Raw genomic sequence first — 25,537 nt, forward strand, 5'->3', positions numbered from 1 at the left:
AGCAATCTAAGTGTAATATGACGAAATTGGAAAAAGAGCTGGTAGATAAATTTGGAGGGAGACTTAGAACACGGGTCAATGGCGTGCTCATCCGGGAAAATGCCATTTTAATGATCAAGCATAAAATGGCGGAAAACCGTTATTTTTGGAATGTACCCGGTGGGGGCATGAAATATGGAACATCCGTAGAAGAAAACCTTATCCGGGAATTTAAGGAAGAAACCGGGCTTGATATCAAAGTTCATAATTTTATATGCGCCCATGAATTCCTTGAACCTCCATTACATGCCATTGAGCTGTTTTTTATGGTTGAACAGGTGGGAGGTATCCTGCAAAAAGGCAGCGATCCTGAACTTGACAAGGGGAAGCAATTGATCACTGAAATCGGCTATTTAAAACTCGAAAATCTCAATTTGATAGAAAATAAAGAAAAACATCCCGTATTTTGGGGAATAAAATCGCTCAATGATGTGAGAAAATGGAATGGATATTTTAATTTTGAAAATAATTCGATAAAATAGCATTCCAATTATTACCATCAACCTTTAATAAAGATTAAAATATCTTAAAAATGACGCTAACCAGAATCTTATCCGTAGTCTTCTTATTAGGTGCTCTTGGACTTGGCTATATGCTGTTCAGGAGTGTAGACAATGTCATGCAGGAAGAAAAAAGAATTGCAGCCCTTGAATCAAGAATTATCGAAAAGCTTCAGATGCTGAGAGATGCCCAAATTGCCTACATTGCTTCAAAAGGTGAATATGCAGACAATTGGGACAGCCTGAGAAACTTCATTGAAGATGGTGAAATCTGGCTGATTGAAAGAAAAGAAACCACCACACTACTGGAATACGGAAAAGAAGAAACTACCGTTACTTATGATACATTAGGTTCTGTGATGGTGATGGATTCCTTGTTTAACGAAAGAAGGTACCCTAATTTTAATTTGGAAAACCTACATATAGTCCCCGGTTCAGGTGGACTGGAATTTGAGTTCTTTGCTGATAAAATCGAAAGAAGTCAAAGAGAAATTGGCGTATTTGAAATTAGAGATCCAGCTCCGATCAATCCCAAAAGAAGGGAGAACAACAATGAAAGAGCACTTAGGGTAGGATCAAGAACCGATTCTTCCACCTCAGGTAACTGGGAGTAATTTTGATTCAAACGATAGAAAATACATTGAAAAAAATCTATTGCGATAAGTATGATTCCGAAATGGTTTCCTACTTATCGCTTTTCTTATATGAAGAAATAAGAATCCTTTTGGCCAAGGATATCAACCATAAAGTGGTAGCAGTCCACACATGGAATCTATTGTCCTCCTCTGAAAAGCCTATCTCCAAAATCTGGAAAGATGAACTCTACAGGTTGGATGTTCCTACCAAGGTTTTTGTGCATAATAAGTACTTAGCCTTAGTTCCAGGAGCTTTATTCAATCCAGAATATTTAGATATTTACCTGAGTTTTACTGATGAATTTTCTGCAGAGCTGAAATCTTTCCATACCAGTCTGGACAGTAACAATATTCAATTGGTGGGGGGAATGGATGAAAGGCTCTTCCAATTACTCAGTGATGGGAAAAAACAGCTCAGCTTTCATCATGGAAGCAGTTCCTTTCTCTCCTATTGCCTCGCCGAAAAAGCAAAATTTCTTTCTCAGGAAATATTGATTTATCTTTTTGACAAATCATTTTACCTGGCTGCTTTCGATAAAGAAACATTGAAACTTTTTAATCGATTTGAAATAGAAAACAAAGAAAATCTACTGGAATACCTTTTTGGACTGACCGAGCAATTAGGCTTTGACAGAAAGTACTGCAGGTACAATGTCTTTGGAAACAGTTACCATTTTGACTTTTCTGAAAAATGGGCTCAAGATTATTTCAAAAATATCAATTTTGAATCCTTCAAAAACATTCAAAACTATCACCCAGGTACTGAATCCTTTGCCAATACGGTTTACCTGGAGTCTAATTGGGAATTTTCATGATCTTAAAAAAGGTCTTATTGGATATTCTTTCGCTTCCCGATAAAAAATAATCTTATATTGACCTTTACTTGAGATAAATACCACTCCTCTCCATGAAAAAAATTGCAATTTTCCCTGGGTCATTTGACCCATTTACTAAAGGGCATCATGACATTGTAGTCCGCAGCCTCAATATTTTTGATAAAGTAATCATTGGCATAGGATACAATTCTGCCAAAAAAACGAGGTATTTTGATATAGATACCATGGTTTCGAAAATAGAAAACTTGTACAAAGAGGATCCAAGGGTAAGCGTTTTGGTTTATAATGACCTGACATCATCTATTGCAAAAAATGAGGGTGCAAGGTTTCTGGTAAGAGGTTTACGCAATACTACTGATTTTGAATACGAAAACACCATCAGCCAGATGAACCGCAAACTTAATCCAGATTTGGAAACTGTTTTTTTGATCACCTCCCCTCAATTTGCTGCAGTAAGCTCTACTATTATCCGTGAAGTACACCGATATGGCGGTGATGTAACTGAATACCTTCCTTACCAAGTTTGAACTTTTGGTACAAGCTTCAAAAATCTTTTATAAAGGTAGCGCATGGAAGGATAAGAATTCACCAAGGCAATTTTTGCCTCATGATGTCTTAGCCAACGGATATCTTCAATACCCTCTTCCTTCTGAGGTTGCATATCAGCATCATCAATATTTTCCATGGCGTACCAATATGTTTTTTTCAAAATACTCTTTCTATTATTCGTATATGTATGCCAGGTTTTACAAATTTCCGGCCCTAGCTTAACCTTGATGGCACACTCTTCCTCTACCTCTCTGACAGCACATTCCTCAGGAGTTTCCCCTTTTTCAAATTTCCCCTTGGGCAAGTCCCACTTTCCCAATCTGTAGATAAATAGGACTTTTTGTGATTTGGTCACCACACCACCAGCTGCTTTTATTACCGTAAACCGACTTTTGATAAAATCTTTGATCTCCTTTTTATTGGAGCTAAGAATGGTTACAGAATCCAGATGTTTTAGCTTCCTCGTTCTTAAGAGGTACAATAACTTGATGATTACATCCCTGCTGGGTTCAATGATCAATACATCATCATGGAAGTCTGCCGTTGGAGGAAAATCTTCCGGACGGTCATATACGCACTCATAGGTTTTTTCCTTCGGTAAATCTTCCGATGAGACAATATCCAAAGGTTTATCATTGATAAAAATCCTCATGGCTGGGTACTTTTGCCAGGTTAATTTCAAATACAATCAAAAATGCATAAAATTTTTTAGCCTGCACAACAGGCGCTTACTTTTTATCTTTTATTTTTGAACCATGGATTTATTCGATACCAAAATTGCGGCACAAGTTGCTGCAAAACTACTTCAAATTGAAGCTATCAGACTACAACCTGAAAACCCTTTTACCTGGGCTTCTGGATGGAAATCTCCCATTTATTGTGACAATAGGCTCTCCCTCTCGTATCCAGAGGTCAGGTCGTTCATCAAGGAAAACCTGGTGAAAGCCATAAATGCTAATTTTAAAGATGTAGCGGGCATTGCTGGAGTAGCTACTGCCGGGATTCCCCAAGGAGCGCTTATCGCTGACAGCATGAACCTTCCTTTTCTTTATGTAAGGTCCAAACCCAAAGAACATGGAATGGGGAATATGATAGAAGGAAAGGTAAGTCCCGGGCAGAAAATAGTCGTTGTGGAAGATTTGGTTTCCACAGGAGGCAGTTCGCTTAAAGCTGTTCAGGATTTAAAAAATGCCGGTTTTGATGTATTGGGAATGGTCAGCATTTTTACTTATGGTTTTGATGTGGCCAAAAACAACTTTAATGAAGCCAAAGTAAAATTAATATGCTTAAGCGATTATGCTTCCATGTTACCCCAAGCTCTTGCAGATGATTACATAGATGACCAAACCTTGGCATCTCTGGTGGAATGGAGAAAATCGCCGGAAAGCTGGAAAGGATACAGATAGTAAACTAGGGTATTCGGGTTTTGAAAATATTCTCCGCCCGAATATCCTGCTTGCTTTACATCCTACCCACGATTAGCATATAAGGATTCGTAGTACTTTTGATAATTACCCGAAGTCACATTACCCAGCCATTGCTCATTTTCGAGGTACCAATCAATGGTTTTTGAAATCCCTTCTTCAAATTGTAAACTGGGCTCCCATCCAAGCTCTTTCTGAATCTTACTGGCATCGATGGCATAACGCAAGTCATGACCTGCCCTATCTTTCACAAAAGTGATCAATTGTGCAGAACTGCCTGCTGTTCTTCCCAACTTTTCATCCATTTTTTGACAGAGTAATCTGACAATGTCAATGTTTTTCCACTCATTAAAGCCTCCAATATTGTATGTCTCCCCTGCTTTCCCCTCATGAAAAACGACATCTATGGCCCTGGCATGGTCCACCACATAAAGCCAATCCCGGATATTCTCTCCCTTGCCATAAACCGGCAAAGGTTTATTGTTTTTAATATTATGAATACACAAAGGAATGAGTTTCTCCGGAAATTGGTTGGGCCCATAATTATTAGAACAGTTGCTGATCACTGTCTTCAACTTATACGTATTGGCATAGGCCCTTACAAAATGGTCTGATGAAGCTTTGGATGCTGAATAGGGCGACTGTGGGTCATATGGTGTTGTCTCCAGAAAAAATCCCCCATCATCCAGCGAACCGTATACTTCGTCAGTTGAAATGTGGTAAAAAAGGTGATTTTCATATTGCTCCCAAAAGGACTTAGCAGTATTCATCAGGTTAACCGTGCCGATAATATTGGTTTTGACAAATGCCAATGGATCCGTGATCGACCTGTCGACATGTGATTCAGCTGCAAGATGAATGACATCTGTAATTTTATGTTTGTTGAAAACATCCTTCAAAGCAGCTTCATCCAAAATATTGACCTTCTCAAAAGCGTAATTTGGGGCTCCTTCTATTTCTTTAAGGTTTTCCAAATTGCCAGCATAGGTCAGACAATCCAGATTGATTATCCGGTAATGGGGGTATTTCTCCACAAAAAGTTTTACTACATGACTTCCGATAAAACCCGCTCCTCCGGTAATTAAAATACTTTTTTGCATATCATTCATGAATTAAACGCTGTTTAGGTAGATTTTTTTTGCAGTGCTAAACTATCATTTAGAATAATGGGCATTGTACCAAGCGACAAACTTGGCCACTCCTTCAGCTACCGGAGTATCAGGCTTATAACCTGTGTCGCGCATCAGATCGCTTACATCTGCATAGGTAGCAGGAACATCACCAGGTTGTAAAGGAAGCATATTTTTCTCCGCTACTATCCCCAAAGCATCTTCCAAAGCCCCGATATAATCCATCAACTCTACAGGATTGGAATTACCGATATTGTAAACCTTGTAAGGCGCATAGGAACTTCCTGGATCAGGTGAATCACCCTTCCAGTCACCATTGCCTTGTGGAGGTCTGTCAGCCACACGAACAATACCTTCTACTATATCTCCAACATAGGTGAAATCCCTTTTCATCTTACCATGATTGAACACCTGAATGGGTTCCCCTTTTTTCATGGCTTCAATAAAGAGGAAAAGGGCCATGTCCGGCCTTCCCCAAGGACCATAAACGGTAAAGAACCGCAAACCGGTAGAGGGAACACCAAAAAGATGGCTATAGGTATGAGCCATAAGTTCATTCGCCTTTTTAGAGGCCGCATACAGGCTGAGCGGGTGGTCAACATTATCAGAAGTGGAAAAAGGCATTTTCGTATTGGCCCCGTAAACAGAGCTCGAAGATGCATAGACGAGGTGCTTTACAGGAAAAGCCCTACATGCTTCCAGAATATTTAGAAAGCCTGTAATATTGGCGTCAATATATGCATCCGGATTGATCAAAGAGTACCTTACACCCGCCTGTGCAGCAAGATTGACCACCACGTCAAATTTTTCCTCACGGAACAATTCCATCAAAAAATCTTTTTCACTCAGATCAGCTTTAATAAAAGAGTAGCCCTGATATTTATCCGATTGTACCTTGGTATGGGTTGCTACCTTTTCTTTAGCAATGCCCGATTCCACCAGTCTCCCATACTTCAGGTTTACATCATAATAATCATTGATATTGTCAATACCAATCACCGTATCTCCCCTTTCCAGCAATTTGTTGGACAGGTGAAATCCAATAAATCCGGCAGTTCCTGTAATTAAATATTTCATGTGAATGTTTATCTTTTTTAAAAATTATGGCTTTTCAATTGTTTATTTGTAATCCTTTGCTAAACACTTTCTATCTCCTTGGACATTAAACGTTCATAGTTTTCCAAAATCATCTCATGGATTTTGGGTCTTTGATATTTTTCTAAAACTTCCTTGTAAAGGTTATCTGCAAGACCCTGCATGTATTCCCTTTTGATAAAGGCAAACTCTAAAGCATCCTTAAGTACATCGGTCTTTTTTACGGGAAAAACCAGACCGGTTTTTTTATTGGTAACTACATCCACATTGCCAATGATATCAGAACATATAATGGGTACCTGCATCGCACCTGCCTCAAGCAGCACATTGGGAAAACCCTCTCGATGGGAAGGATGAACTAGCACATCTGCCATTGCAAGGTAATGTGCTACATGGTCTGTCCACTCAATCTGCACAATCCTGGGGTGATCTTGAATCTTCCGTATAATCCCGTCAGCTAAGGGATTTAGCCCTTGTTCAAAACTACCCAAAAGAACCAATTTCCCGTATTTTGAAACTTTGGAATCCAAAAAAGCTTCCACCAACTCCTCTATTCCCTTGTCTTTAACCAATCGGCCAACGGCTAAAATGAGGTAGTCATTCTCTGAAGGTGCAATCCTCATGGTAGCAGCCACCAAATGGTTTTCGGCAAGTGCTCCCCTATTGAATTTTTCCAGATCAACCCCGTTAGATGATCCTAAACCAATTATCCTAAGTTTACCGGGATGCACAAGTTTTTCTCTCAAAATAAATTCTTTGAGGGAATGGGAGTTTGGCCAAACTTCAGTTGCCCATTTGTAGGTTAGCTTCTCCATCCATACCAGCAATTTTCTCTTCCCTTTCTCTGCTGCCATGTAAGGCATACCTGCCACAGTGTGAATCCTTATTTTTACTCCGGCCAGTTTAGCAGCAATCATAGCCAAAAGGCCTGCTTTAGGTGTATGAGAATGGACCACATCAGGTTTTTCTTTTCTAAATAGCCGGTAGAGTAACCAAAGACAATGTAAATCTTTAAAAGGTGTGATCTTTCTGGTAAAGGGAATGATATGGTGCGGAACCCCTTCTCTCTTAACCACTTCATGAATCTCCCGGCCGTCAGCACTCACCATCAATACCTCCCAGCCTGCTTGCTTCATAAACTTCATCTGTCCTGCCAATAAAAGTTTGAGCGATAGCGGTACAGTGGTAATTCGGATAAGTTTAGGCATGCAGTTTTATGAATTATAAAAAGCTAAAGTTACGTTTTTATTGCTTTTTGGAATGAAGATTTGGTAAAAATTATGTCTAATAATTTTTACCAAAATAAAATCAAAGCTCAAGAGGACAACTATGCAATTTCAGTGCCATGCTTTTACTTTAAAAGACCTCAAACGCATATACAATCCTGTGACGGTATTTGTCCCCTGGATCCAATCTTGCTGAAGGAAATTGTGGCTGGTTCGGAGAGTCCGGAAAGAATTGCGGTTCAAGACAAAGTCCATAGTTTTTAGTATAAGCCACCCCTTGCGTGACCTGCTTGCCATCAAGGAAATTTCCAGAATAAAACTGTACACCGGGTTTATCGGAATGAAGTAGCATTCTCCGACCTGTACCTGCATGAGATAATTCGGCCATTTTTGTCAGATCCCTATCATGGATTTTTTTGATGACATAATTATGGTCATATCCTCCACCTGTAGCCGCTATCCTAGAACCTACAGTCATGGCTTTTCTAAAATCAAAGGGTGTTCCTTCAACAGGTGCAAGCTCACCCGTAGGAATTAACCCTGCTCCAACGGGGGTATAATGATCAGCAAAAATCTGCAGCTCATGACCTAAAATGTTTTCCTTCATCCCACTCAAATTGAAATAGCCATGATGGGTTAGGTTGACGATTGTGCTTTGGTCAGTTTCAGCCTCCATCGTGATGGAAAGTGAATTATCGGCATGCAAAACAAAGGAAATTGTAGTGGATAGGTTTCCCGGATATCCTTCTTCCCCATCTTCGCTAAAATAACTCATTTTTACACCTATCGCATCATCCAATTCAAGTACTTCAGATTCCCAAAACTTCCTGTTAAAACCCTCTACGCCTCCATGAAGGTGGTTCTCCCCATTATTGGTGGCAAGTTGATATGCTACCCCATCCAGTTCAAATTTACCATTTGCTATCCTATTGGCATAACGCCCTGCTGTAGCTCCAAAAAAGTACCTATCTGTAAAAAATCCTTCTGGACTTTCATAAGTAAGAAGGATGTTTTCTTTTTTACCTTCCCTATCGGGAACCACAATCCGGGAAAGAATAGCACCATAGCTCAATATTTCTACCTCCATGCCATTCCCGTTTTTTAAAAGGTAAACTTTGGCTTCATTGCCATCTTTTTCAATGGCACGTACGTCAATTTCGAATTCCATTTGCTCTGTAATTTTCTTGTCTTTATTTTGACAAGATATAAATTGTAATAGAATAATTATCAAAATAAAACAGGGTATACGCTTCATAGTTTCTTGTTTTTCAGGTAATTTAAGACTAAATACCTGAATTTTCCGCCATTTTTAAGAACTTTTCGATAGCTTATTTTTTCATGGCTTTATTTTTGGTTTTGAGCTTTAAAAATCAAACGTTATGAAAAAACTTATTCTTTTTTTTGTAGCTATAGCTACACTGACCGTATCCTGTGTTTCTAAAAAGAAATACGTTGAACTGCAAAATGACTTGTTCCGCACTGAAGCTACTTTGGCCGAAACAAGAAGTGAAAAAGAAGCTGTAGAGGCTGAAAAACAAATACTGGAAGACAGAATGGGAAGAATTCAGGCCCGGGTGGATGAATACAATGCCCGTATCAATTCCCTGAGAACTGAAAACGATGCCATGTTCAGTCTGGATGGGAAAACTCCCATGTCTACCAATACCAAACAGAAACTGAATGCTACTTTGGCAAAAGTCAATCCCGAAGAATTGGCAAATGCAAAAACAATGGAAGATTCAGTAAACCTTGCCATTTCCTATAACTTAAAGAAATCCATTTCTGATGGATCTACAGAGCAGGACGAAGATATCAGTATCAGCGTGGACAAAACTGTAGTCATGATCAATGTATCTGATAGGTTATTGTTCAATACCGGGTCTTATCAGGTTTCAAGAAATGCTGATGGACTATTGAAAAAATTGGCTGATGTTATCAATGCGGAGCCATCTGTTGAGGTAATGATCGAAGGCCATACAGATCCAAGAAGCATACAGACAGGTGTATTGCAGGACAATTGGGACCTGAGTGTGAAAAGAGCCACTTCTATTGTCAGGATTTTGGAGAAAAAGTACAGTGTGTCCCCTGATAAACTTATTGCAGCAGGAAGGTCAAGCTATGTACCCTTGGTGGATAATGACAGTGCAGAGAATATGGCTAAAAACAGGAGAACCCGTATAGTGATTATCCCTGACCTGGACAAATTCTTTGCCATGATAGAATAGTATAATCCAACAATTGATAACTACCACAAATCCATTGTCGGAAAAACTTTTTCATTATTCGTTTAATTTTATTTGACCAAATCCCCTCCAAAGTTTCAGGAGGGGATTTTTTATCCTATTCATAGATTTTGATACAGCTTATTCCTGTGTATGCAGTAAAATGCTATAAGCAAAGTGACATTTCAGAAATTCCTGCTTTCGGGTTTAAAAACTCCCTTTGGGAGATTCGGATTGAAAGGGCTCAAAAGGGTAAGCTTTTGGTAACACTTCCACCCCAGTTGTTACCTTGATCGGCGCCTCACCAGGATAGGTTATTTCCACAAAATATCCAGTATATCCTTTTTCAGGTTCCAGAAGTTTAACCTCATAGCGCCCACTTTCATTGACAAGTATTTCCGTGGAATTCCATTTTTCTCCCAAAACATCTATTCTAAAATCACGGCTTTCTTCATTGTTCGCCGACCAAAGTTTGATTGATGCGGGTTTTTGGTTGGGATCAGTCGTAATGATGATGCTATCATCTTCTATTTTCCAATCATAGCTTGGGCGGGGTGTCTCATTCAATATAGAGGCATAGAATGCAATTAAATTGGGAATTGCATCAGATTCACTTAGATCATGTCCAAAATTAGGGACATATTGGATATGCTTTTCCCCTTTGAGCTCATCCCAATAAAACTTCCAACTATCAGGTAGAAAAAATTGGTCTCCTGCTGCATTGATTAGCAATTTGGGCATATCGTACGCTTCCAAAAAGGAAAAGGGCTCCGTCAGTTCCAATAACCGGTCATATTCTTTACTTCCCTGCCAATCCATAATGCCTTCCTGCACATAATTATCTACGGCTGGTGCCCAGAATCCATAATTGCGCCAGTGGTGCTGAAAAGAAGGAACTATGTTCAATAAGTCGATGACTACGGGTGCTATGGCCACTACCCTGTCATCCACAGCTGCAGTAGTCCAGGTGGTCCAGCCCCTTTTGGAGGCTCCGGCGACCACAAATTTATCCAATACCTTTTCATGCTGCTCTGAAGCCACCTCGGAAACTACATCCATGGCCAATTTGACTGCCTTGGTCATTGGGAACCTAGCCAGCCAAATGGCATCTTCATCCTTGGCGCCTCCCTCCAAGAACTTTCTCCAGCCATAAGCGATTATGGCGTCCTCATAACGCTCCCCAAAGGTGTCATTTTCAAAAACCAAGGGCTGAAAGGGTACATTGTGGATTTGGGCAACAATAGAATTGGTCCTCATCGCGGCTTCCAATATCAAAGGTTCAGGAAGCTCAGGCATCTTGGAGTTTTTACTTCCCCCTCCTATCCACATCATCCCAGTTTCGAATGGCAACTCCTTGGGGACCACCATCGAGATCCAATGCCACCATTCCGTTTGGTCGACTATATTTTTACTGAGCCAGTTCTGGGACACCATCCTGATTACATGGTAATCATAATCCTCCTCTTCTAAGGAATAAACCAATTCGTAGCTGAAATCAGGATCTGCTGCATGTACATAATCCTTCAAAAGGGATGAAGAACGGAACTCCTCTGCTTCTTCGGTCGCAGGTTGGGGCTGACATGACCATATCCCTATCAAAATCAAGGATAAAATCAGATGGTAACCGCCTTTTAGATTTTTCATAAATTTCGATTATTTAGGATAAACTGAAACAAAATATAAAAAAACAAAGGGCAAATTTTTAAAATTATGCCCTTTGCATGTAAGAAATTTAACATCAATCGGTATACAGCTGATTAAACAACAATTTAAAGGTATTGTGAGCCTGTGCCCTAAATGTCACCTCAGGACCAAAAGCATAGAGTTTACCTTTTCCTACCGGCGCTTCAAAAGCCACAATGCCATTTCTGAGGTAAGACTCTCCCCATGCCCAGCCAGAGACCAAAGGCGATTCTGTACCAAACCAGGCCAGTGGTTTAACGCCCTTCAGCAATCCATCAGGAGCAAGGTTGAATACCGGACTGTTATTGAATACCATATTGGCAGCATCTCCCATACCCCAATTGGCAGGATGACTGGTATCCAAATTGGCCCTTAGAATACTGCCAGGAATATAATATTTGGCACCTGTCAATGAACGCTCTCTTCCATCGGGAAGCTTCTCTGTAAGTGCATTGGTGACCGGTAAGCCCAAATCAAAGGCCAAAGAGGTACTGGCGCCAACAGCCACTACATTTCCTCCGGATTCCATGAATTTCTTCAATTCCGGAACTGACTTTTCTTTGGTCAATTCTCCCAACAATTTATGATATTGGGCATCCACTTCCTCTGCTTTGGGTAATCCTCCCCAACTTCTGACAGTTCCGGGAGCTCCAGGACCTATAAACAATATTACATCATACTTGGTAATCAGGTTGCCATTGTCTATGTCCTGAGGGTAGACCAATTGGAAGGGGAAATGGTATTGTTCCAGCATCCATCTTACCCAACCGGATGGCATAGACCCCCCATAATGGTCAAAAAGGGCCACCCTGGCAGGTTTGATCCTTACTGCATCGGATGGTCTGGATGACACTATCATTTTCACCCCATATTCCTGGGCAGCTTTTTCCAAAATAGCTCTGGAGCCGGAAACATGGAAACTGCCTGCCGGAAGACCAGAGGCTGGAGATACTGTTCTGTAAACATTGGCCCCTGACTTCAAGAGATCATTGACTGCCATAAAGGCATTGTTTCCTCTGGCATCTATCAAGAAACCTGAACCTCTTGGTAGGGCCTGTGCCTGAAATTCTTCTATCTCTCCATAAGGCAATGCCTCAAAAGGACCATCAAATCCATCCATAATTCTGTCGAAATCAACACCCATCTGGAAAGCCAAAGTCCAGCCAGCGGCATCATAAGGTCTTTTTGGAGGTCCACCGGGATACTCAAAATCATTAGGATGATCCTGCGGTTCAAACATATCCAAAACGTGCGGACGAAAAGCCTGTGCTGTTTTTACCACATAGGAACCGGCAGGATATTGCTTGCCATTTACGGTAAAACTGCTGCTTGCTTTATGAACTTGGATTCCTGATTTGATCAGGGCATTGATAAAGCGTACCGCTGTTGGAAAATCAGCTTGGTCGGCCGAAAGGATAAATCCTCTTGGATCCCGCAGTTCAGGATCTTCAAATATTTCCCCAAAGTACTGCACAGGCAATCCCCTGCGCATACCATAATATGCCATTTCAGGATCATCAGGAGCAGCTTTTTCTTTTGCTGCATCAAAAGCTGCCTGTACAGCCGCAGAACGCTTGGGGTATTTGGTCCAGTAATCCATATTCCCTCTATCTATACTGTTCTTGCCCATTTTGTAAATATTATGCAAGAGAGCATCGCCATTCCTGCTGGCATAATCCAATACAGCATAATTCATAGAAACAGAATAGTCAATGGACTTTTTGAAATTCCAGGGCTGAGGTTCTATTGGATAAGGCGTGGCATGGGTAGGTATAAGACGCTCAGGAACCAATGGAATCTCCGAAGGCGTAGGTCCTCCGGTGGTTTCTGTCAGAATACCGATCATATTATGGAAATAAGGTGTGGTCCTAAGGCCTCCATTCCACCAAGAAGAAAAAACAGAACCCCCGAGACGGGTGTACCCGGGCTTGCCTTCCAGATTCAGCCTGTTGATCATAGCAGCTCCAACACCATCCAAACTGGTCATGATCAGTGGATCAAAGACGTGGTTAAAAGGATCTCTATAAGGAGGTCCAGCCACTACAGTTCCAGCAGGTGAAGTCTGGTGGTGGTTAAAAATAACCTGTGGTAACCATTCTACGTATTGCTGCATGGAAATATTGGTGGTCTCCTTCATATTATTCATGAAGAAATCCCTGTTATTGTCATGTCCAACATACTTATGGTACATGTAAGGAATTCTCATGTCTCTTTTGGTCACATCCTCAGGTCCCATGTACCAATTGGATACAATTTCATGGCCATCTGGATTGGTATGCACCACCAAAATGATTACATCATTCAGTATGCGCATATTTTCATCATCTGTTCTTGTAAGTAGGTCATAAATGGTAGGAACAAGCTGATGGGAGCCTACCGTCTCTGTAGAATGTAAACCTCCATCTATCCAAACCACAGGTTTTCCCTCTGCAACTAAGCGCAGGGCTTCTTCTTCACTAACTTCTGCCCTTCCCAGCTTTTGGGAAATTTCCTTGTATCGCTCAAGCTTACCTAAATTTTCAGGAGAACTAATAACCAACATGGGCATTTGCCTCCCCTCTTCAGTGGGACCAATTTCAAATAGTTGCGCACGATCTGAAGCTGCTGCTACTTTTTTGATGTATTCCTCAAATGCAGTGTAATTGAACAACTTATAATCATCCCCTATTTCAAATCCAAAATGCGATTTTGGACTGGGTATTTGCTGTGCATGTAAAAAGGACAGTGATAACCATCCCAAACAGAGCAACAATAGATAAAATTTTTTCATCATAACATCATTTTTCATGAACTCAATTTAACAGAGTCTGTTGATCTGACCAAAAATTCCGACACCATCGGGAATTAAAAGGGTTGACTGGTATTTATTAGCAGTTTTAAAATTCTTAATTTTGATTGAGAGACAGTCTATGATCCATATGACTATTTCAAACAATTGAAATTGAAAAGCTTAAAGGCTAAAAATCAAGCCAACAATAACATTTCCTTTTTGTTCATCCAAATAAAAACACCATGTTAAAAATCAGTTTATACATTTCTATTATTCTGTTCAGTTTCTTAGGGTATTATTTTGCCCATGACATGCCTACAAAAAGTGGCGAAGAAATCACCATTTGCCATACAGGCCCTTCCGAAATGATTGCTTTCCTGGATGATCCTCAATTTATTGCCTTTCATCCTGCACCTCGGGAATTTGATTTTGAGGCAATGGGTACAATGGTTTCTTTCCCCGCAGCCGATGGAAAAGATGCAGCAGGCTATTTAATCAAAGCAAAGGAACCTTCCATCCAATGGTTGTTTGTGTATCAGGAATGGTGGGGCTTAAACGATAACATCAAAGAGGAGGCAGAAAAGTTCTACAATGATCTCGGAGGAAAAGTCAATGTGCTTGCCCTGGACATGTATGATGGAAAAGTTACCTCAAATCCCCAAGAAGCAGGTACATTTATGAGAGGTACCAATGAAAAAAGATTAGAAAATATCGTTTTGGCAGCAAAAAGCTTTGCTGGCCCGGAGGCTAAAATTGCCAATGTAGGTTGGTGCTTTGGCGGTGCATGGTCTCTTAAATCAGCCCTGCTCCTTGGCCATCAAAATGTAGGTTCTATCATATATTACGGTATGCCTATCAGAGAAGTAGACCAATTGATTTACTTAAATTCAGATGTATTGGGACTGTTTGCCACTGAAGAATACATTTCCAAAACCGTAATTGAAGAATTTGCCCTTGCCATGGAAGCTGCAGGCAAAGAGCTGAATTATAAAATTTTTGATGCGGTACATGGCTTTGCCAATCCTTCTAATGCCAGACACGATAAGGAAGCCACCAAGGAGGCTTATGGCATGGCGCTTAGCTACCTGCAAAAAAAATTCAGGTAAAATTTTTATACTTTTAAAAAAAAGCAGCTGGATTTCTATTTTCCAGCTGCTTTTTTGGTATTATTTTCCATCAAAGTAAATGGTATTCAGAAGGAAGGAATTCCATATATCCACGCCTGTCTCTGTCTGAAAAACCAGGTAAATATTGTCTTTTTGCTTCGTAGGTTCTAGCGGTATTTTTATGTCAAACCACTTCCCCTGAGCATTTTTTGGCCTTAATTCATTGCTGAGCAATTGGGTCCTCCCAACCATAAGACCTTGAGGACTTCCTAGCCTTACTTCCAACCAACCCGTTCTTCTATTGGGGTCAATGGAAAGGATAAGGTTTTCAATCTGTGTTAAATCAATTGAATCAAGGCCTATGTAAGACTCATTTTCCGTAAACTTAACCAACCTGGAGTCCCTGAAATTAGCCTTGGCTGTTCCTTCAAAATAATCCGCATCGGCTGCAAGGACCAAAGGATGTCTCAGGACCAACTCTTCCCGCCTAAGTATAGGAGCTATCCCATTGGCCCCCTTATCTCTATAACTCGCCGTCAAAATGTATGTCCCCTGATCCTTATGTTGATCCAGCTTTAATTCTCCCTCAATTTCCAATCTGTTTTTTTGATGAAGTGCAGCATTGGGTGACAAGGAAAGGATATAGTCCACCATCAATACAATATCTGATTCCGGCAAATGTGCATGGGAAGGCATCAACCTTTCACCCCAAACACCTCCGCCGCCAAGCGTTACTTTTTGCAAAAGCAAATCGGATGCATTGGGATCAGTTTCATATTCCAAAGCTACTTCTTTATAACTTGGACCTACCGAGGCATTTTCTTCGCCATGGCAGGCGTTGCAACCGCTTTTTACAGTCAAGTTTTGCCCTAATAACTGTGTAGTACTTTCTGTTTGTTGATGCCCTTCAGAAGATAAAACTTTATCAAAACCTTCTTTCAAAAAATCCCAAGTAACCAACACATCTTTTGCAGCAATCCCAGCATTGTCCAAACTACCATCCTCCAAGTCCTCAACCATGACCCGATAAGACTTGGTGGGTTTACCCCAATAAAAACTTTTGTTCCCTTCCCAATCAAACCGGATAACCGGAGGCTCGTTCCCCACGGTGATGGGAAGAACCGCCTGACTATTCAAGCCTTCTGGATCTCTTACTGTAAGAATAGTATTGAACGTCCCGGGCCTTTCGAAATTGAAAACAGGGTTGGCCTCTTTGGAAATGTATACGCCATCCCCATAAAAATCCCACTCAAATTCTAAATTATCCCCGTCAAAATCCAAGCTACCTTCACTGTTAAATGCGACCTGTAAAGGAACCGCCCCTTGGTTTTTCGAAGCCTGAGCTTTGGCTATTGGCTGCCTGTTTCCTGGGTTAAATTCAATTTTATAAATACCCGAATCATCGTTCTGTGCACTCCAATAAGTCCCGTATTCCAGCGTGTAAAGGGACCCATCAGGGCCAAATTGCATATCAATTATTTTCTTAAACCGGGTCTCCGGTAAAAACTCTTCTATACCCGCATAATCTCCGTTTTCATCGAAACTGACTGTGAAAATCCAGTTCCGCATCCAGTCATAAATAAAAAGTTTACCGCTGTAATATTTGGGAAATTTCACTTCGCTGAAAGGAAAGAGATCATGGTAGTATACCGGTCCGGCCATGGCATTACGCCCTCCAGAGCCCAACATTGGAAAGTCTTCAGAATCAGCATAAGGGTACCAAATCATGGCTTCTTGGGCTGGTGGTAATATCTTGATGCCAGTGTTATTCGGGGAATAATTGACAGGCGCTTGGGGGTCGAATTGAGATGTACTTTCCTGTTTTTCAAAATCGTAATACCAATAAGCCTTATTGTCTCCCACAAAATAAGGCCAACCAAAGAAGCCAGCCTCTTTGGCCTGATTGACCTCATCATATCCGCGGGGCCCCCGACCCAAACTATCAAATTGAGCGTCAGGTCCAACTTCTCCCCAATACAAGTACCCATTCTTTGGGTCAACTGAAATTCTAAATGGATTCCTGTTTCCCATAACATATATTTCTGGCCTTGTGTCGGCAGTACCTTCCGGAAATAAATTCCCTTCGGGAATGGTGTATGTGCCGTCTTCTTGAGGAGTAATCCGTAATATGGCACCTCGCAGGTCCTTGGAATTGGAAGAACTTCTCTGCGCATCCACATTCTCAGGCCTTCCGGGCCTTTCGTCAATGGGATTGAAATTATCGGATTCAAAAGGAGTAGTGTCATCTCCCAATGAGAGGTACAAGTTTCCCTGACTATCAAATTCAATAGATCCCCCACTGTGACAACATCCACGGAACTGAGGTATTTCCAGCATCACTTTTTCTGAAGCCATATCCATGATCTCATCTACAAGCGTAAACCTGGAAAGCCTGTTGATGCTTTCTTCCCCTTCCGGGGAATAATACAGATAAATCCATTGGTTATTGTAAAAATCGGGGTCTTTGGCAAGACCTAATAAGCCATCTTCAGCTTCATAGTAAACGGGTAAAAAGCCTACCTCTTTCACTATTCCGGATTCAGGTTCCAGCAACCTGATCTTTCCTTTACGTTCGATAAAAAGGATTTTGCCATCTCTGAGCACTTCCAGTTCCATGGGTTCATCCAAACGCTCAATTAAGGTGACTTTGGTGAACCTTGTCTCTTCAGGCTTCTCATTTACAAATCTCTCAGTTTCTTTTTTACAAGCAATCAGTAAAATCCCCAAAGCAAGGATTGATAATAAATTAATTTTCATGGTTAATAGGATTGAAACTTTCCAATTTAATAAAAAATACCAGATCCTAAATTAAAAAATCCCCATACGGTAAGGGGATTTATTTGAATTGTAATAACTTATGCTTTAGAATTTGATGGATAAACCTAGCATCAGCTGCTGGAACTTAAAATCCCCCTGACCGGTAAATACATTATCTATTGTAATAGTCTGCCCATTTAATATCCTTTCATATCGGAGGTCAAGACCAAACTTGCCCAGATTAAGGCCAACACCAAATTGGTATCCCGAATTAAATTCATCAAAATCATAATTTCTAAGGCCATCTTGCAAATAATAATGAAAGGAAGGGCCAGCAAAAACAGACACCAGAGAACCAAAAAGGTTAAGCCCGATCAGGACTGGTGCATCCAATCTCTGTGTTTTCAGGACTGTACTATTGATCTCTGATTCCAAATGCGTGTAATACAATTCTGGCCTTAAAAAGACTGGACCTGCATTAATTTTACCGAAAAGTCCAAGATGATAGCCCAGATTATTCAATGGATCCCCCCAAACGGCTTCCGCATCTTGGAAGTACTTCCCATTGGAGTTGTAATTTAGACCTCCCTTTATTCCAAATCCCCCTCCTGATTGTGGGAAAACCGTAATGCTGAAAAACATCAATGACAAAGTGAACAGGAATGGCTTCAAAATCGTTTTCATAAGTGATTGAATTTATGACAATAGACTCGATAACAATAAATATTTTACCTGGAATGGATTCTTTGATTTTATTCCAAACACCATTACACAAATTGCGGTTGATTCAGTGGTAGGTTTTGCCTACGCAAATCAATTCAACAAAGAACTAAAATTTGTAATAACTTGGCATAATCAATATCCAAAATTGTGCCCATTCATAAACAACCAGTAATTAGCACATGAAAACAGTTAAAAAAATCTTTATTTTAGCCCTTATTCCACTATTTAGTCTTGCCCATAGTGGATGTTCCAAAACAGAAGAAAAGCATAAAGGAAAACAAACCTACTCCAATCCTGAGGACTATAATGGCAGGAAAGCCATTGCAACTTTTGCAGGTGGATGCTTTTGGTGCATTGAGGCTCCGTTTGAAGGTATTGATGGGGTCATTGCTGTAATTTCCGGCTATGCCGGAGGCAAAGAAAAAAACCCGAAATATGAGGATGTCGCCAATGGGAAAACCGGACATAGAGAATCCGTTCAGATTACTTTTGATCCAGATGTAATCTCCTACAGTGAATTATTGGATATCTTTTGGCAACAGTTTGACCCCACCGATGAAGGGGGCTCATTTTATGACCGGGGATTACAGTACACTTCAGCAGTATTTTATCATGATAATGTACAAAAAAAGGAGGCTGAAGCAGCCATTACAAGATTGGACGAGGCCGGGATTTTTGATAAACCCATAGTTACCCCAGTTATCAAATACAGTAATTTCTACCCCGCCGAGGATTACCATCAGGATTATTACCTCAAAAACCCCTCTGAATACTATGCCTATAGAAGGGGGTCAGGAAGGGATGCCTTCATCGCCAAGCATTGGCCTGTGAGTTTGGAGGAAAAATACAAAAAACCATCAGATGCCGAACTGAAAAAAAGGTTGACCAAGCTGCAATACGATGTGACCATGCATGAAGCTACTGAACGGGCTTTTGCCAATACCTACAATGACAATAAGGAAGAGGGCATCTATGTCTGTATTGTTTCCGGTGCTCCACTGTTTTCTTCAAAAGACAAATATGAGTCTTATTCCGGATGGCCTAGCTTCACCAAGCCCATAGATGCCAGGCTGATCGATAAACCTACTGATGTCTCTTTTGGAATGACCAGGGTAGAAGTGAGAAGCAAGCTTGGAGATTCACACTTGGGACATGTTTTCAATGATGGTCCCAACCCAACCAACCTGCGCTATTGTATGAATTCTGCAGCCATGCGGTTTATTTCCAAAAAGGATATGGAAAATGAAGGCTATGGAAACTGGCTATGGCTGTTGGATTGAAAAATTGTTTAAACCCTAATACTTAGACATCAGAAATTTAATGGTTTACCGATAAGGAAGGTGCATTAGAATCTTGAAGGTACTTCAATAAAATTCCATTCGCCGTCTAAGTTTTTTTCCAGATTTATTTTAAAATCTTCCGAAACGTCAGATTGATCCGGGCCCCCTGGACTTTTTGACTTTTGGGAATCTGGTGTTCCCAATAATGCTGGGTTTCTCCCCTCATCAACAAAAAAGAGCCATGCTCCAAGAGTAACTCTTTTTTCTTACTCTTATCATTATAAAGCCTAAATTGAAATCTCCTGGGATATCCAAAACTCACCGATCCAATAACTGGGTTTTTGCCAAGTTCTGGTTCGTTGTCCCGGTGCCAGCCCATGCTGTCTTTTCCATCCCGGTAATAGTTTAGCAGAACATGGGTGAAATCCGTGTCAGCTACCTGTTCGATTGCTTCCTTGATCTGCAACAGAAAGTCAGTCCATGGATAGGGCTGCATTTTAATTCCGGAATAGCCATATGCGACGGATGGATTACCGTACAGGGCTGTCAATCTGGGTTGCATGACTTTTTTGCCAAACATCCAGATTGGTTCTTGTTTCCATTGAATTTTATTGACTAATTTTTCATAAAAATCATCACATAGCTCAACAGAAAAAAAAGAAGGATAATAATACACTTCTCCTTTTTCCGGCAAAATATTCATTTTTTTATCTTCAAACATATGCATTGATATATAACCTGAAAATAGATCCAGAGTTAAAAGAATTCAAGAGGCCTTCTTGTTTAATTGCCAGAATTATAGGAAATTGATTAACAAAAAACGATCGAATAAACTTTTCTTAACCCAGTCCTATTTCTTATGAATAAATATGTAAAAATCAGTCTATTTGTCTTGGTCCTGATCCTTGCTGCTGTTGTTTATTGGCGGTACTTTTTTGTTTTTAGCGAAGGTATCAAAGGAGGTAATTTAAACTATTTCGAAAAGAAAGGCTATGTTTTTAAAACCTGGGAAGGAAGAATTGTCCAGGAAGGCTTCCAAAGTCCCTCAGCAGGAGCACTGCAAAGCAATGAATTTCGGTTCAGTGCCCAGGGAGAAGAAGTCGCCAAGCAATTGGAAAGAGCAGGTGGAAAATTTGTGGAATTAAGGTATAAGGAATACCTCAACCCCCTCCCTTGGCGAGGTGCTTCCAGTTATATTGTCATAGAAGTCATAGAAATCGGAGAAAGAGATTCTGATGACAACAGAGAATTACCTGTAAATAGGGATTAGACCTTAGATTGCTTTTGAAAATTGACCAATAAACTTAGTGTTTTTGGATAAATGGTTTGAATTTTACCTCCAATACCCAAAAACACTAATAATTTTTTAATCTTTTTTAGCCCAATAATCCACGACCAAGACCTTATCCAAATGAGGTCCCAATACCTCTACAAAAGCCTTATGTTCCGGGTGAGGAAGATAAATATCACGATCTTCTTCAGATTTAAAACTGACAAAAAAGCAATGGGTAAACCCTTGATCCAATCCCTCAGGACTGTTATTGGTACCCCATTCTACATCTTCAATCTCCGAGATTTTTGATTTTAAAGCCATAAAAGCATCCTTTACTTTCTCAACATCCTCTTCAGAAGATTCATCCTTGAATTTAAAGAGCACAACATGTCTTAATAAAGGGTCCATATTGCTGATTTTCTTTTCTACAGTTTTTTCTATCACTACTTCCTTTTGGGGAGATTGGCATGCCAATGCAGCAAAGATTACCAAAAACGTGGCAAACATCATTTTTTTCATAGGTTACAAGGTTTAATTTATTCAAAATTGCAAAATAAAATAGATTTGAATTTACCGTTTATCCAATATTGAATAGGAAAATACAGATTTTTACAAAACTTATTGGATTATACAGTAAACACATACCTCATGAAAATTAAGAACGCAGTCCTGTTTCTTGTTTCTATCAGCTTAACAGGCCTTTGCTTAGCGCAAGAGCAAACATTGACAATCAGTGGCTTGATGGAGAAAGTTGAAGTCACCAGAGATCAAAATGGTATCAACCATATTTTTGCCCAAAATGAGCAGGATCTTTTCTTCAGCCAAGGCTATCTTGCAGCTAAAGACCGCTTGTTCCAGTTTGAAATTTGGAGAAGAAGGGCAGCAGGAACCCTGGCTGAAATTTTAGGTGATAGGGAACTTGAAAGAGATAAAGGGGTTCGGCTGTTCCAATTTCGTGGAAATAAGGAACAGGAACTACAGCATTATCACCCCAGGGGTGTTGAAATCGTAGATTCTTTTGTGGCAGGGGTCAATGCCTATATCCAGGAAGTAAGGATGCAACCCGAAAACCTACCTATTGAATTCAAAATGCTGGATATTTTACCTGGATTTTGGACATGGGAAACAGTCATATCCAGGCATCAGGGTCTCCTCCAAAATGTGCAGGATGAACTCCTGTACAGCAGGGTAGTCAGTCAAATTGGAGCTGAAAAAGCCAAATCTTTTTTATATTTCCATCCTAATGAACCTCATCTTGAAATTCCAGCAGCTATACCCCAAGAGCTGCTTTTCAAAGATATTTTGGCCCCTTACAATGCTTTCAGAGCAGGTTTTGCATTCCAGCCAGAAGATGTGCTGCCAGAATACCGTAACCAAAATTTAAGCTTTCTAAGCGAATATCAGGAATATCTGCAAGAACAGGAAGAAGCCTTGAAAATGGAAAAATTCAATATTGGGAGTAACAACTGGGTAATTTCAGGTGAATTTACCGAAAGTGGTTATCCAATCATGGCCAATGACCCACACCGGCTCCATGCCATTCCTTCCCTGCGCTATTGGGTAGGTTTACATGCCCCTGGATGGAATGTAGTAGGTGCGGGAGAACCTGTGATTCCGGGTATTTCTATCGGGCATAACGAATACGGTGCCTGGGGTTTGACCATTTTTGAGACAGATAATGAAGACTTAAGGGTATATGACATCCATCCGCAAAAACCTACACAATATTTTTACAAGGGAAATTGGCAGGATATGCGTATTATTCAGGATACCATCAAAGTGAAAGGACGTGCCGATGAAATTGTGAAGCATTATTACACCGTCCATGGCCCAGTGACCTTCATTGACCAAGAACTGAACAAAGCGGTTGCTGTAGAATGTGCTTGGATGGAACCTGGAGGAGCACCTTATTTAGCGAGTTTGCGGATGGACCAGTCTAAGACCTGGGAGGAATTTCGAGAGGCATGCAGCTTCAACCATATTCCTGCTGAAAATATGGTTTGGGCTGATAAAGAAGGAAATATAGGATGGCAGTCCACAGGTATCAACCCCATCAGAACCAGCCATTCCGGCTTGGTAGCCTCTTTGGGTGATGGCAGTATGGATTGGGAAGGCTACCAAGCCATCAAAGAACGCCCAAACATCACCAATCCAGCAGCTGGCTTTTTTGTTACAGCCAATGAAAATGTCACTCCAGAAGACTATTCATTACAGCATACCATAGGCTATGAATGGGCAGATGCTTTTAGAGGTGACCGTATAAGGGAAGTTTTATCCGAAGGGCGGAAATTCACCATGGAAGAGATGGGAGCCCTTCAAAATGACTACCTCTCCCTTCCTGCGAGAAAACTGGTGCCCTACTTGTTGAATCTGAATTTTGAGGAAGATAAATACAAGAACGCGATCAAATTCCTGGAAGGATGGGATTATAGACTGGAAAGCCAGTCTATTCCTGCCGGGATTTATGTTATGTGGGAGAGAAAACTAAGGGAGAATGGAAAAAATATGGCGGTTCCTGATGTGGCACTGCCCTATGTAGGAGCCATCCAAATGACAAGAATCCTGGAATGGGTGGAAAAACCTGAAAAATTATTCACAGAAGCCCCGGAAAGTGCCAGGAATCAATGGATACTGGCTTGCTTTAAAGAAGCAGTTGATGAATTGGAAAAGAAGTTGGGGCTTAACCCAAATAACTGGCAATATGGACAGGAGGATTACAAGCATGCCTCTATTCGGCATCCACTGAGTTTGGCCCTGTCTGAGGAATGGAGGGAAAAACTGGATGCAGGACCCCTTCCAAGAGGAGGCTATAGTTTTACCCCTGCTGCCAATGCTTATGGGGACAACAACACTTCTGGAGCTTCTTTCAGGATTGTAGTAGACACAGGCGACTGGGAAAGGACCATGGGTATCAATACCCCGGGCCAGTCCGGTGATCCGGAAAGTCCGTTTTACAAGCATCTTTTTGAGTTATGGGCCAATGATAGGTTTTTCACTGTGCCATTTGGTAAAGATAAAGTAGAAAAAATGGGGGTTGGAAGATTGATTTTAGTACCCAAGTGATTTTGATGAGCAATACGTAGGAAATCAAGGATTGGCCCTTCAAGCCTCTGGGGTTTCCGCCTACCCTGCAACCTGGCCCCAAGCTACCCCGAAAGCTCGGGGGTCCAATGGACTGTTTTTTTACGCTTGGTCCTAGTCTGGGTTGTGAAAGGATGGCCCTTCTGGCCTTGCTTGAACCGTATCCGTAAATAAATAGTACACAAATCCTATTCCAAGCAATGGCTCAGGGCACAAGGGAATTAATTAAAGGGGCAAAATTCTACAATCAAAGAGATCCAGCTTTCTGATCCATAAAGTGCTGATAAGGGAAAAGAACCAGGCCTAAAGGGCTCGGACTGTATCAATCCGGGATAAAATCCCAGGAATGGATCGCATACCCCTCATTACAGGTCTGAAAGACCCAACTGAAATTGAACGGAAGTATCCAAAAAAAAGCTCCACCGAACAGCATATCTGTCGATGGAGTTTTCACCCTTTAACCCAATCAATCTTCAATTTAAACTACCTCATAAGGCCAGCTCATGATACCGCCTGCGAGGTTAAACGTACTTTCAAACCCCATATCTGCCATGACTTCACAAGCCTGCCCGCTTCTGTTGCCACTTCTGCAGTAGAGGTAATACTTTTTATCTTTAGGCAGGTTTTGGATCTGCCCCATAAATCCAGGCCCCATCATATCAATGTTTCTGGCACCTTTGATTTTTCCGGATTGAAATTCCCCAGCTGTCCTCACATCAATGAGAACTGCATCTTTTGCTGTCATGCCGTTTTTGAAATCCTCATTGGAGAGGTCTGTATAGTTTTTTGGTTTTGTTCTAAAGAAATTAAACATGGTTCTTATTGGTTTATATTTCAAAAATAAAACAGTTGAGAATTAGAAAAAGTAACCTTGATCACATATAGTAAGAAGAAACAAAGATGCATGAAGCCAATGGTCTAGGATCGAACATTAACCATTTCCCTATGACGTTTTTTTTCGATAAAGTAGTCGGGCGCAATTCGAGTTTTTTAGAAAACTTTTCTTACAAAAAATGCTTCAAAACCATGCGTTTAAAGCCCATAGAAAAAAAACAGATTTGTTTCAAAAAATCAACCCAAAAAATATGTGATAAATAAAAATAAATATTGGAATTATATAATTTTTTCAATTCAAGAATGCCCAATTTTGGTAAATAATTGATAGTAGACAAATCGAATGTCTCTTGTATGAAAAAACCAAAAAGTAA

General features: G+C 40.7%; 23 protein-coding genes. 10 read left to right on the forward strand and 13 right to left on the reverse strand.

Annotation, left to right across the window (positions count from 1 at the left end):
• Positions 1-17 precede the first annotated feature (17 nt).
• The 4 genes from QZT73_RS05550 (at position 18) to coaD (ending at position 2,537) form a co-directional block, all read left to right on the forward strand.
• Positions 18-521, forward strand: a complete 504-nt coding sequence (locus tag QZT73_RS05550; protein ID WP_291779696.1) for an NUDIX hydrolase — start codon at positions 18-20, stop codon at positions 519-521.
• Between the two features lie 50 nt (positions 522-571).
• Positions 572-1,153, forward strand: coding sequence for a hypothetical protein (locus QZT73_RS05555; protein ID WP_291787074.1), 582 nt, complete (start codon positions 572-574; stop codon positions 1,151-1,153).
• A gap of 26 nt (positions 1,154-1,179) precedes the next feature.
• Positions 1,180-1,989 (forward strand): DUF3822 family protein, encoded by an 810-nt coding sequence (locus QZT73_RS05560; RefSeq protein ID WP_291779701.1) that lies wholly within the window; start codon positions 1,180-1,182, stop codon positions 1,987-1,989.
• A 92-nt stretch (positions 1,990-2,081) separates the two neighbouring features.
• The gene (gene coaD / locus QZT73_RS05565) at positions 2,082-2,537 is read left to right on the forward strand and encodes a pantetheine-phosphate adenylyltransferase (RefSeq protein ID WP_291779703.1); all 456 of its coding nucleotides are present in this window, start codon (positions 2,082-2,084) and stop codon (positions 2,535-2,537) included.
• Here coaD and QZT73_RS05570 read toward each other — a convergent pair.
• Positions 2,525-3,211, reverse strand: a complete 687-nt coding sequence (locus QZT73_RS05570) for an NUDIX hydrolase (protein WP_291779706.1) — start codon at positions 3,209-3,211, stop codon at positions 2,525-2,527. The genes coaD and QZT73_RS05570 overlap by 13 nt on opposite strands.
• A gap of 103 nt (positions 3,212-3,314) precedes the next feature.
• On the opposite strand from QZT73_RS05570, the gene pyrE reads away from it, so the two are divergent.
• On the forward strand, positions 3,315-3,965 hold the full coding sequence (gene pyrE, locus QZT73_RS05575; RefSeq protein WP_291779709.1) for an orotate phosphoribosyltransferase: 651 nt from the start codon (positions 3,315-3,317) through the stop codon (positions 3,963-3,965).
• 62 nt (positions 3,966-4,027) lie between these two features.
• On the opposite strand, the gene rfbB is transcribed toward pyrE, so the two are convergent.
• The 4 genes from rfbB to QZT73_RS05595 form a co-directional block, all read right to left on the reverse strand.
• Positions 4,028-5,083 (reverse strand): dTDP-glucose 4,6-dehydratase, encoded by a 1,056-nt coding sequence (gene rfbB / locus QZT73_RS05580; RefSeq protein WP_291779712.1) that lies wholly within the window; start codon positions 5,081-5,083, stop codon positions 4,028-4,030.
• Positions 5,084-5,137: 54 nt separating this feature from the next.
• Positions 5,138-6,190, reverse strand: a complete 1,053-nt coding sequence (locus QZT73_RS05585; RefSeq protein ID WP_291779715.1) for an NAD-dependent epimerase — start codon at positions 6,188-6,190, stop codon at positions 5,138-5,140.
• A gap of 59 nt (positions 6,191-6,249) precedes the next feature.
• Entirely contained in the window at positions 6,250-7,416 is a 1,167-nt protein-coding gene (locus QZT73_RS05590) for a glycosyltransferase family 4 protein (RefSeq protein WP_291779718.1), read from the reverse strand.
• 148 nt (positions 7,417-7,564) lie between these two features.
• Positions 7,565-8,602 carry an aldose epimerase family protein gene (locus QZT73_RS05595; RefSeq protein ID WP_291787076.1) on the reverse strand — a complete coding sequence of 346 codons (1,038 nt, stop codon included), beginning with the start codon at positions 8,600-8,602 and terminating at the stop codon, positions 7,565-7,567.
• A gap of 211 nt (positions 8,603-8,813) precedes the next feature.
• Here QZT73_RS05595 and QZT73_RS05600 point away from each other — a divergent pair, with 211 nt between their 5' ends.
• Complete coding sequence (locus QZT73_RS05600; RefSeq protein WP_291787079.1) at positions 8,814-9,659, forward strand: OmpA family protein; 846 nt, start codon at positions 8,814-8,816, stop codon at positions 9,657-9,659.
• A 204-nt stretch (positions 9,660-9,863) separates the two neighbouring features.
• On the opposite strand, the gene QZT73_RS05605 is transcribed toward QZT73_RS05600, so the two are convergent.
• Both QZT73_RS05605 and QZT73_RS05610 read right to left on the reverse strand, forming a co-directional pair.
• On the reverse strand, positions 9,864-11,300 hold the full coding sequence (locus QZT73_RS05605) for a PhoPQ-activated pathogenicity-related family protein (RefSeq protein ID WP_291779322.1): 1,437 nt from the start codon (positions 11,298-11,300) through the stop codon (positions 9,864-9,866).
• A gap of 94 nt (positions 11,301-11,394) precedes the next feature.
• Positions 11,395-14,109 carry a M14 metallopeptidase family protein gene (locus QZT73_RS05610; protein WP_291779334.1) on the reverse strand — a complete coding sequence of 905 codons (2,715 nt, stop codon included), beginning with the start codon at positions 14,107-14,109 and terminating at the stop codon, positions 11,395-11,397.
• A 242-nt stretch (positions 14,110-14,351) separates the two neighbouring features.
• Here QZT73_RS05610 and QZT73_RS05615 point away from each other — a divergent pair, with 242 nt between their 5' ends.
• A complete protein-coding gene (locus tag QZT73_RS05615) occupies positions 14,352-15,215 on the forward strand; it encodes a dienelactone hydrolase family protein (RefSeq protein WP_291787082.1) in 864 nt (287 codons plus the stop codon).
• Positions 15,216-15,275: 60 nt separating this feature from the next.
• On the opposite strand, the gene QZT73_RS05620 is transcribed toward QZT73_RS05615, so the two are convergent.
• On the reverse strand, positions 15,276-17,972 hold the full coding sequence (locus QZT73_RS05620) for a PQQ-dependent sugar dehydrogenase (protein WP_291787084.1): 2,697 nt from the start codon (positions 17,970-17,972) through the stop codon (positions 15,276-15,278).
• Positions 17,973-18,077: 105 nt separating this feature from the next.
• The gene (locus tag QZT73_RS05625; RefSeq protein ID WP_291787087.1) at positions 18,078-18,656 is read right to left on the reverse strand and encodes an outer membrane beta-barrel protein; all 579 of its coding nucleotides are present in this window, start codon (positions 18,654-18,656) and stop codon (positions 18,078-18,080) included.
• A gap of 218 nt (positions 18,657-18,874) precedes the next feature.
• Between QZT73_RS05625 and msrB the strand changes: the two genes are divergently transcribed.
• Positions 18,875-19,975: a peptide-methionine (R)-S-oxide reductase MsrB gene (msrB, locus tag QZT73_RS05630; protein WP_291785345.1), complete on the forward strand. Its 1,101-nt coding sequence runs from the start codon at positions 18,875-18,877 to the stop codon at positions 19,973-19,975.
• Positions 19,976-20,099: 124 nt separating this feature from the next.
• Here the strand turns inward: msrB and QZT73_RS05635 are convergent, their stop codons facing one another.
• Complete coding sequence (locus QZT73_RS05635; RefSeq protein WP_291787090.1) at positions 20,100-20,678, reverse strand: alpha-ketoglutarate-dependent dioxygenase AlkB; 579 nt, start codon at positions 20,676-20,678, stop codon at positions 20,100-20,102.
• 156 nt (positions 20,679-20,834) lie between these two features.
• On the opposite strand from QZT73_RS05635, the gene QZT73_RS05640 reads away from it, so the two are divergent.
• Complete coding sequence (locus QZT73_RS05640) at positions 20,835-21,245, forward strand: hypothetical protein (RefSeq protein WP_291787093.1); 411 nt, start codon at positions 20,835-20,837, stop codon at positions 21,243-21,245.
• Positions 21,246-21,341: 96 nt separating this feature from the next.
• Here QZT73_RS05640 and QZT73_RS05645 read toward each other — a convergent pair whose 3' ends face one another.
• Entirely contained in the window at positions 21,342-21,767 is a 426-nt protein-coding gene (locus QZT73_RS05645) for a Dabb family protein (protein ID WP_291787094.1), read from the reverse strand.
• A 129-nt stretch (positions 21,768-21,896) separates the two neighbouring features.
• Here QZT73_RS05645 and QZT73_RS05650 point away from each other — a divergent pair, with 129 nt between their 5' ends.
• The gene (locus QZT73_RS05650; RefSeq protein ID WP_291778638.1) at positions 21,897-24,311 is read left to right on the forward strand and encodes a penicillin acylase family protein; all 2,415 of its coding nucleotides are present in this window, start codon (positions 21,897-21,899) and stop codon (positions 24,309-24,311) included.
• Positions 24,312-24,807: 496 nt separating this feature from the next.
• Here QZT73_RS05650 and QZT73_RS05655 read toward each other — a convergent pair whose 3' ends face one another.
• Both QZT73_RS05655 and QZT73_RS05660 read right to left on the reverse strand, forming a co-directional pair.
• Positions 24,808-25,143, reverse strand: coding sequence for a rhodanese-like domain-containing protein (locus tag QZT73_RS05655; RefSeq protein ID WP_291778641.1), 336 nt, complete (start codon positions 25,141-25,143; stop codon positions 24,808-24,810).
• Between the two features lie 190 nt (positions 25,144-25,333).
• Positions 25,334-25,537, reverse strand: a 204-nt coding sequence (locus QZT73_RS05660; RefSeq protein ID WP_291787095.1) for a hypothetical protein, incomplete at its 5' end; no start/stop codon positions are given.

Source organism: Cecembia sp. (genome assembly GCF_007126775.1).
Classification (GTDB): domain Bacteria; phylum Bacteroidota; class Bacteroidia; order Cytophagales; family Cyclobacteriaceae; genus Cecembia.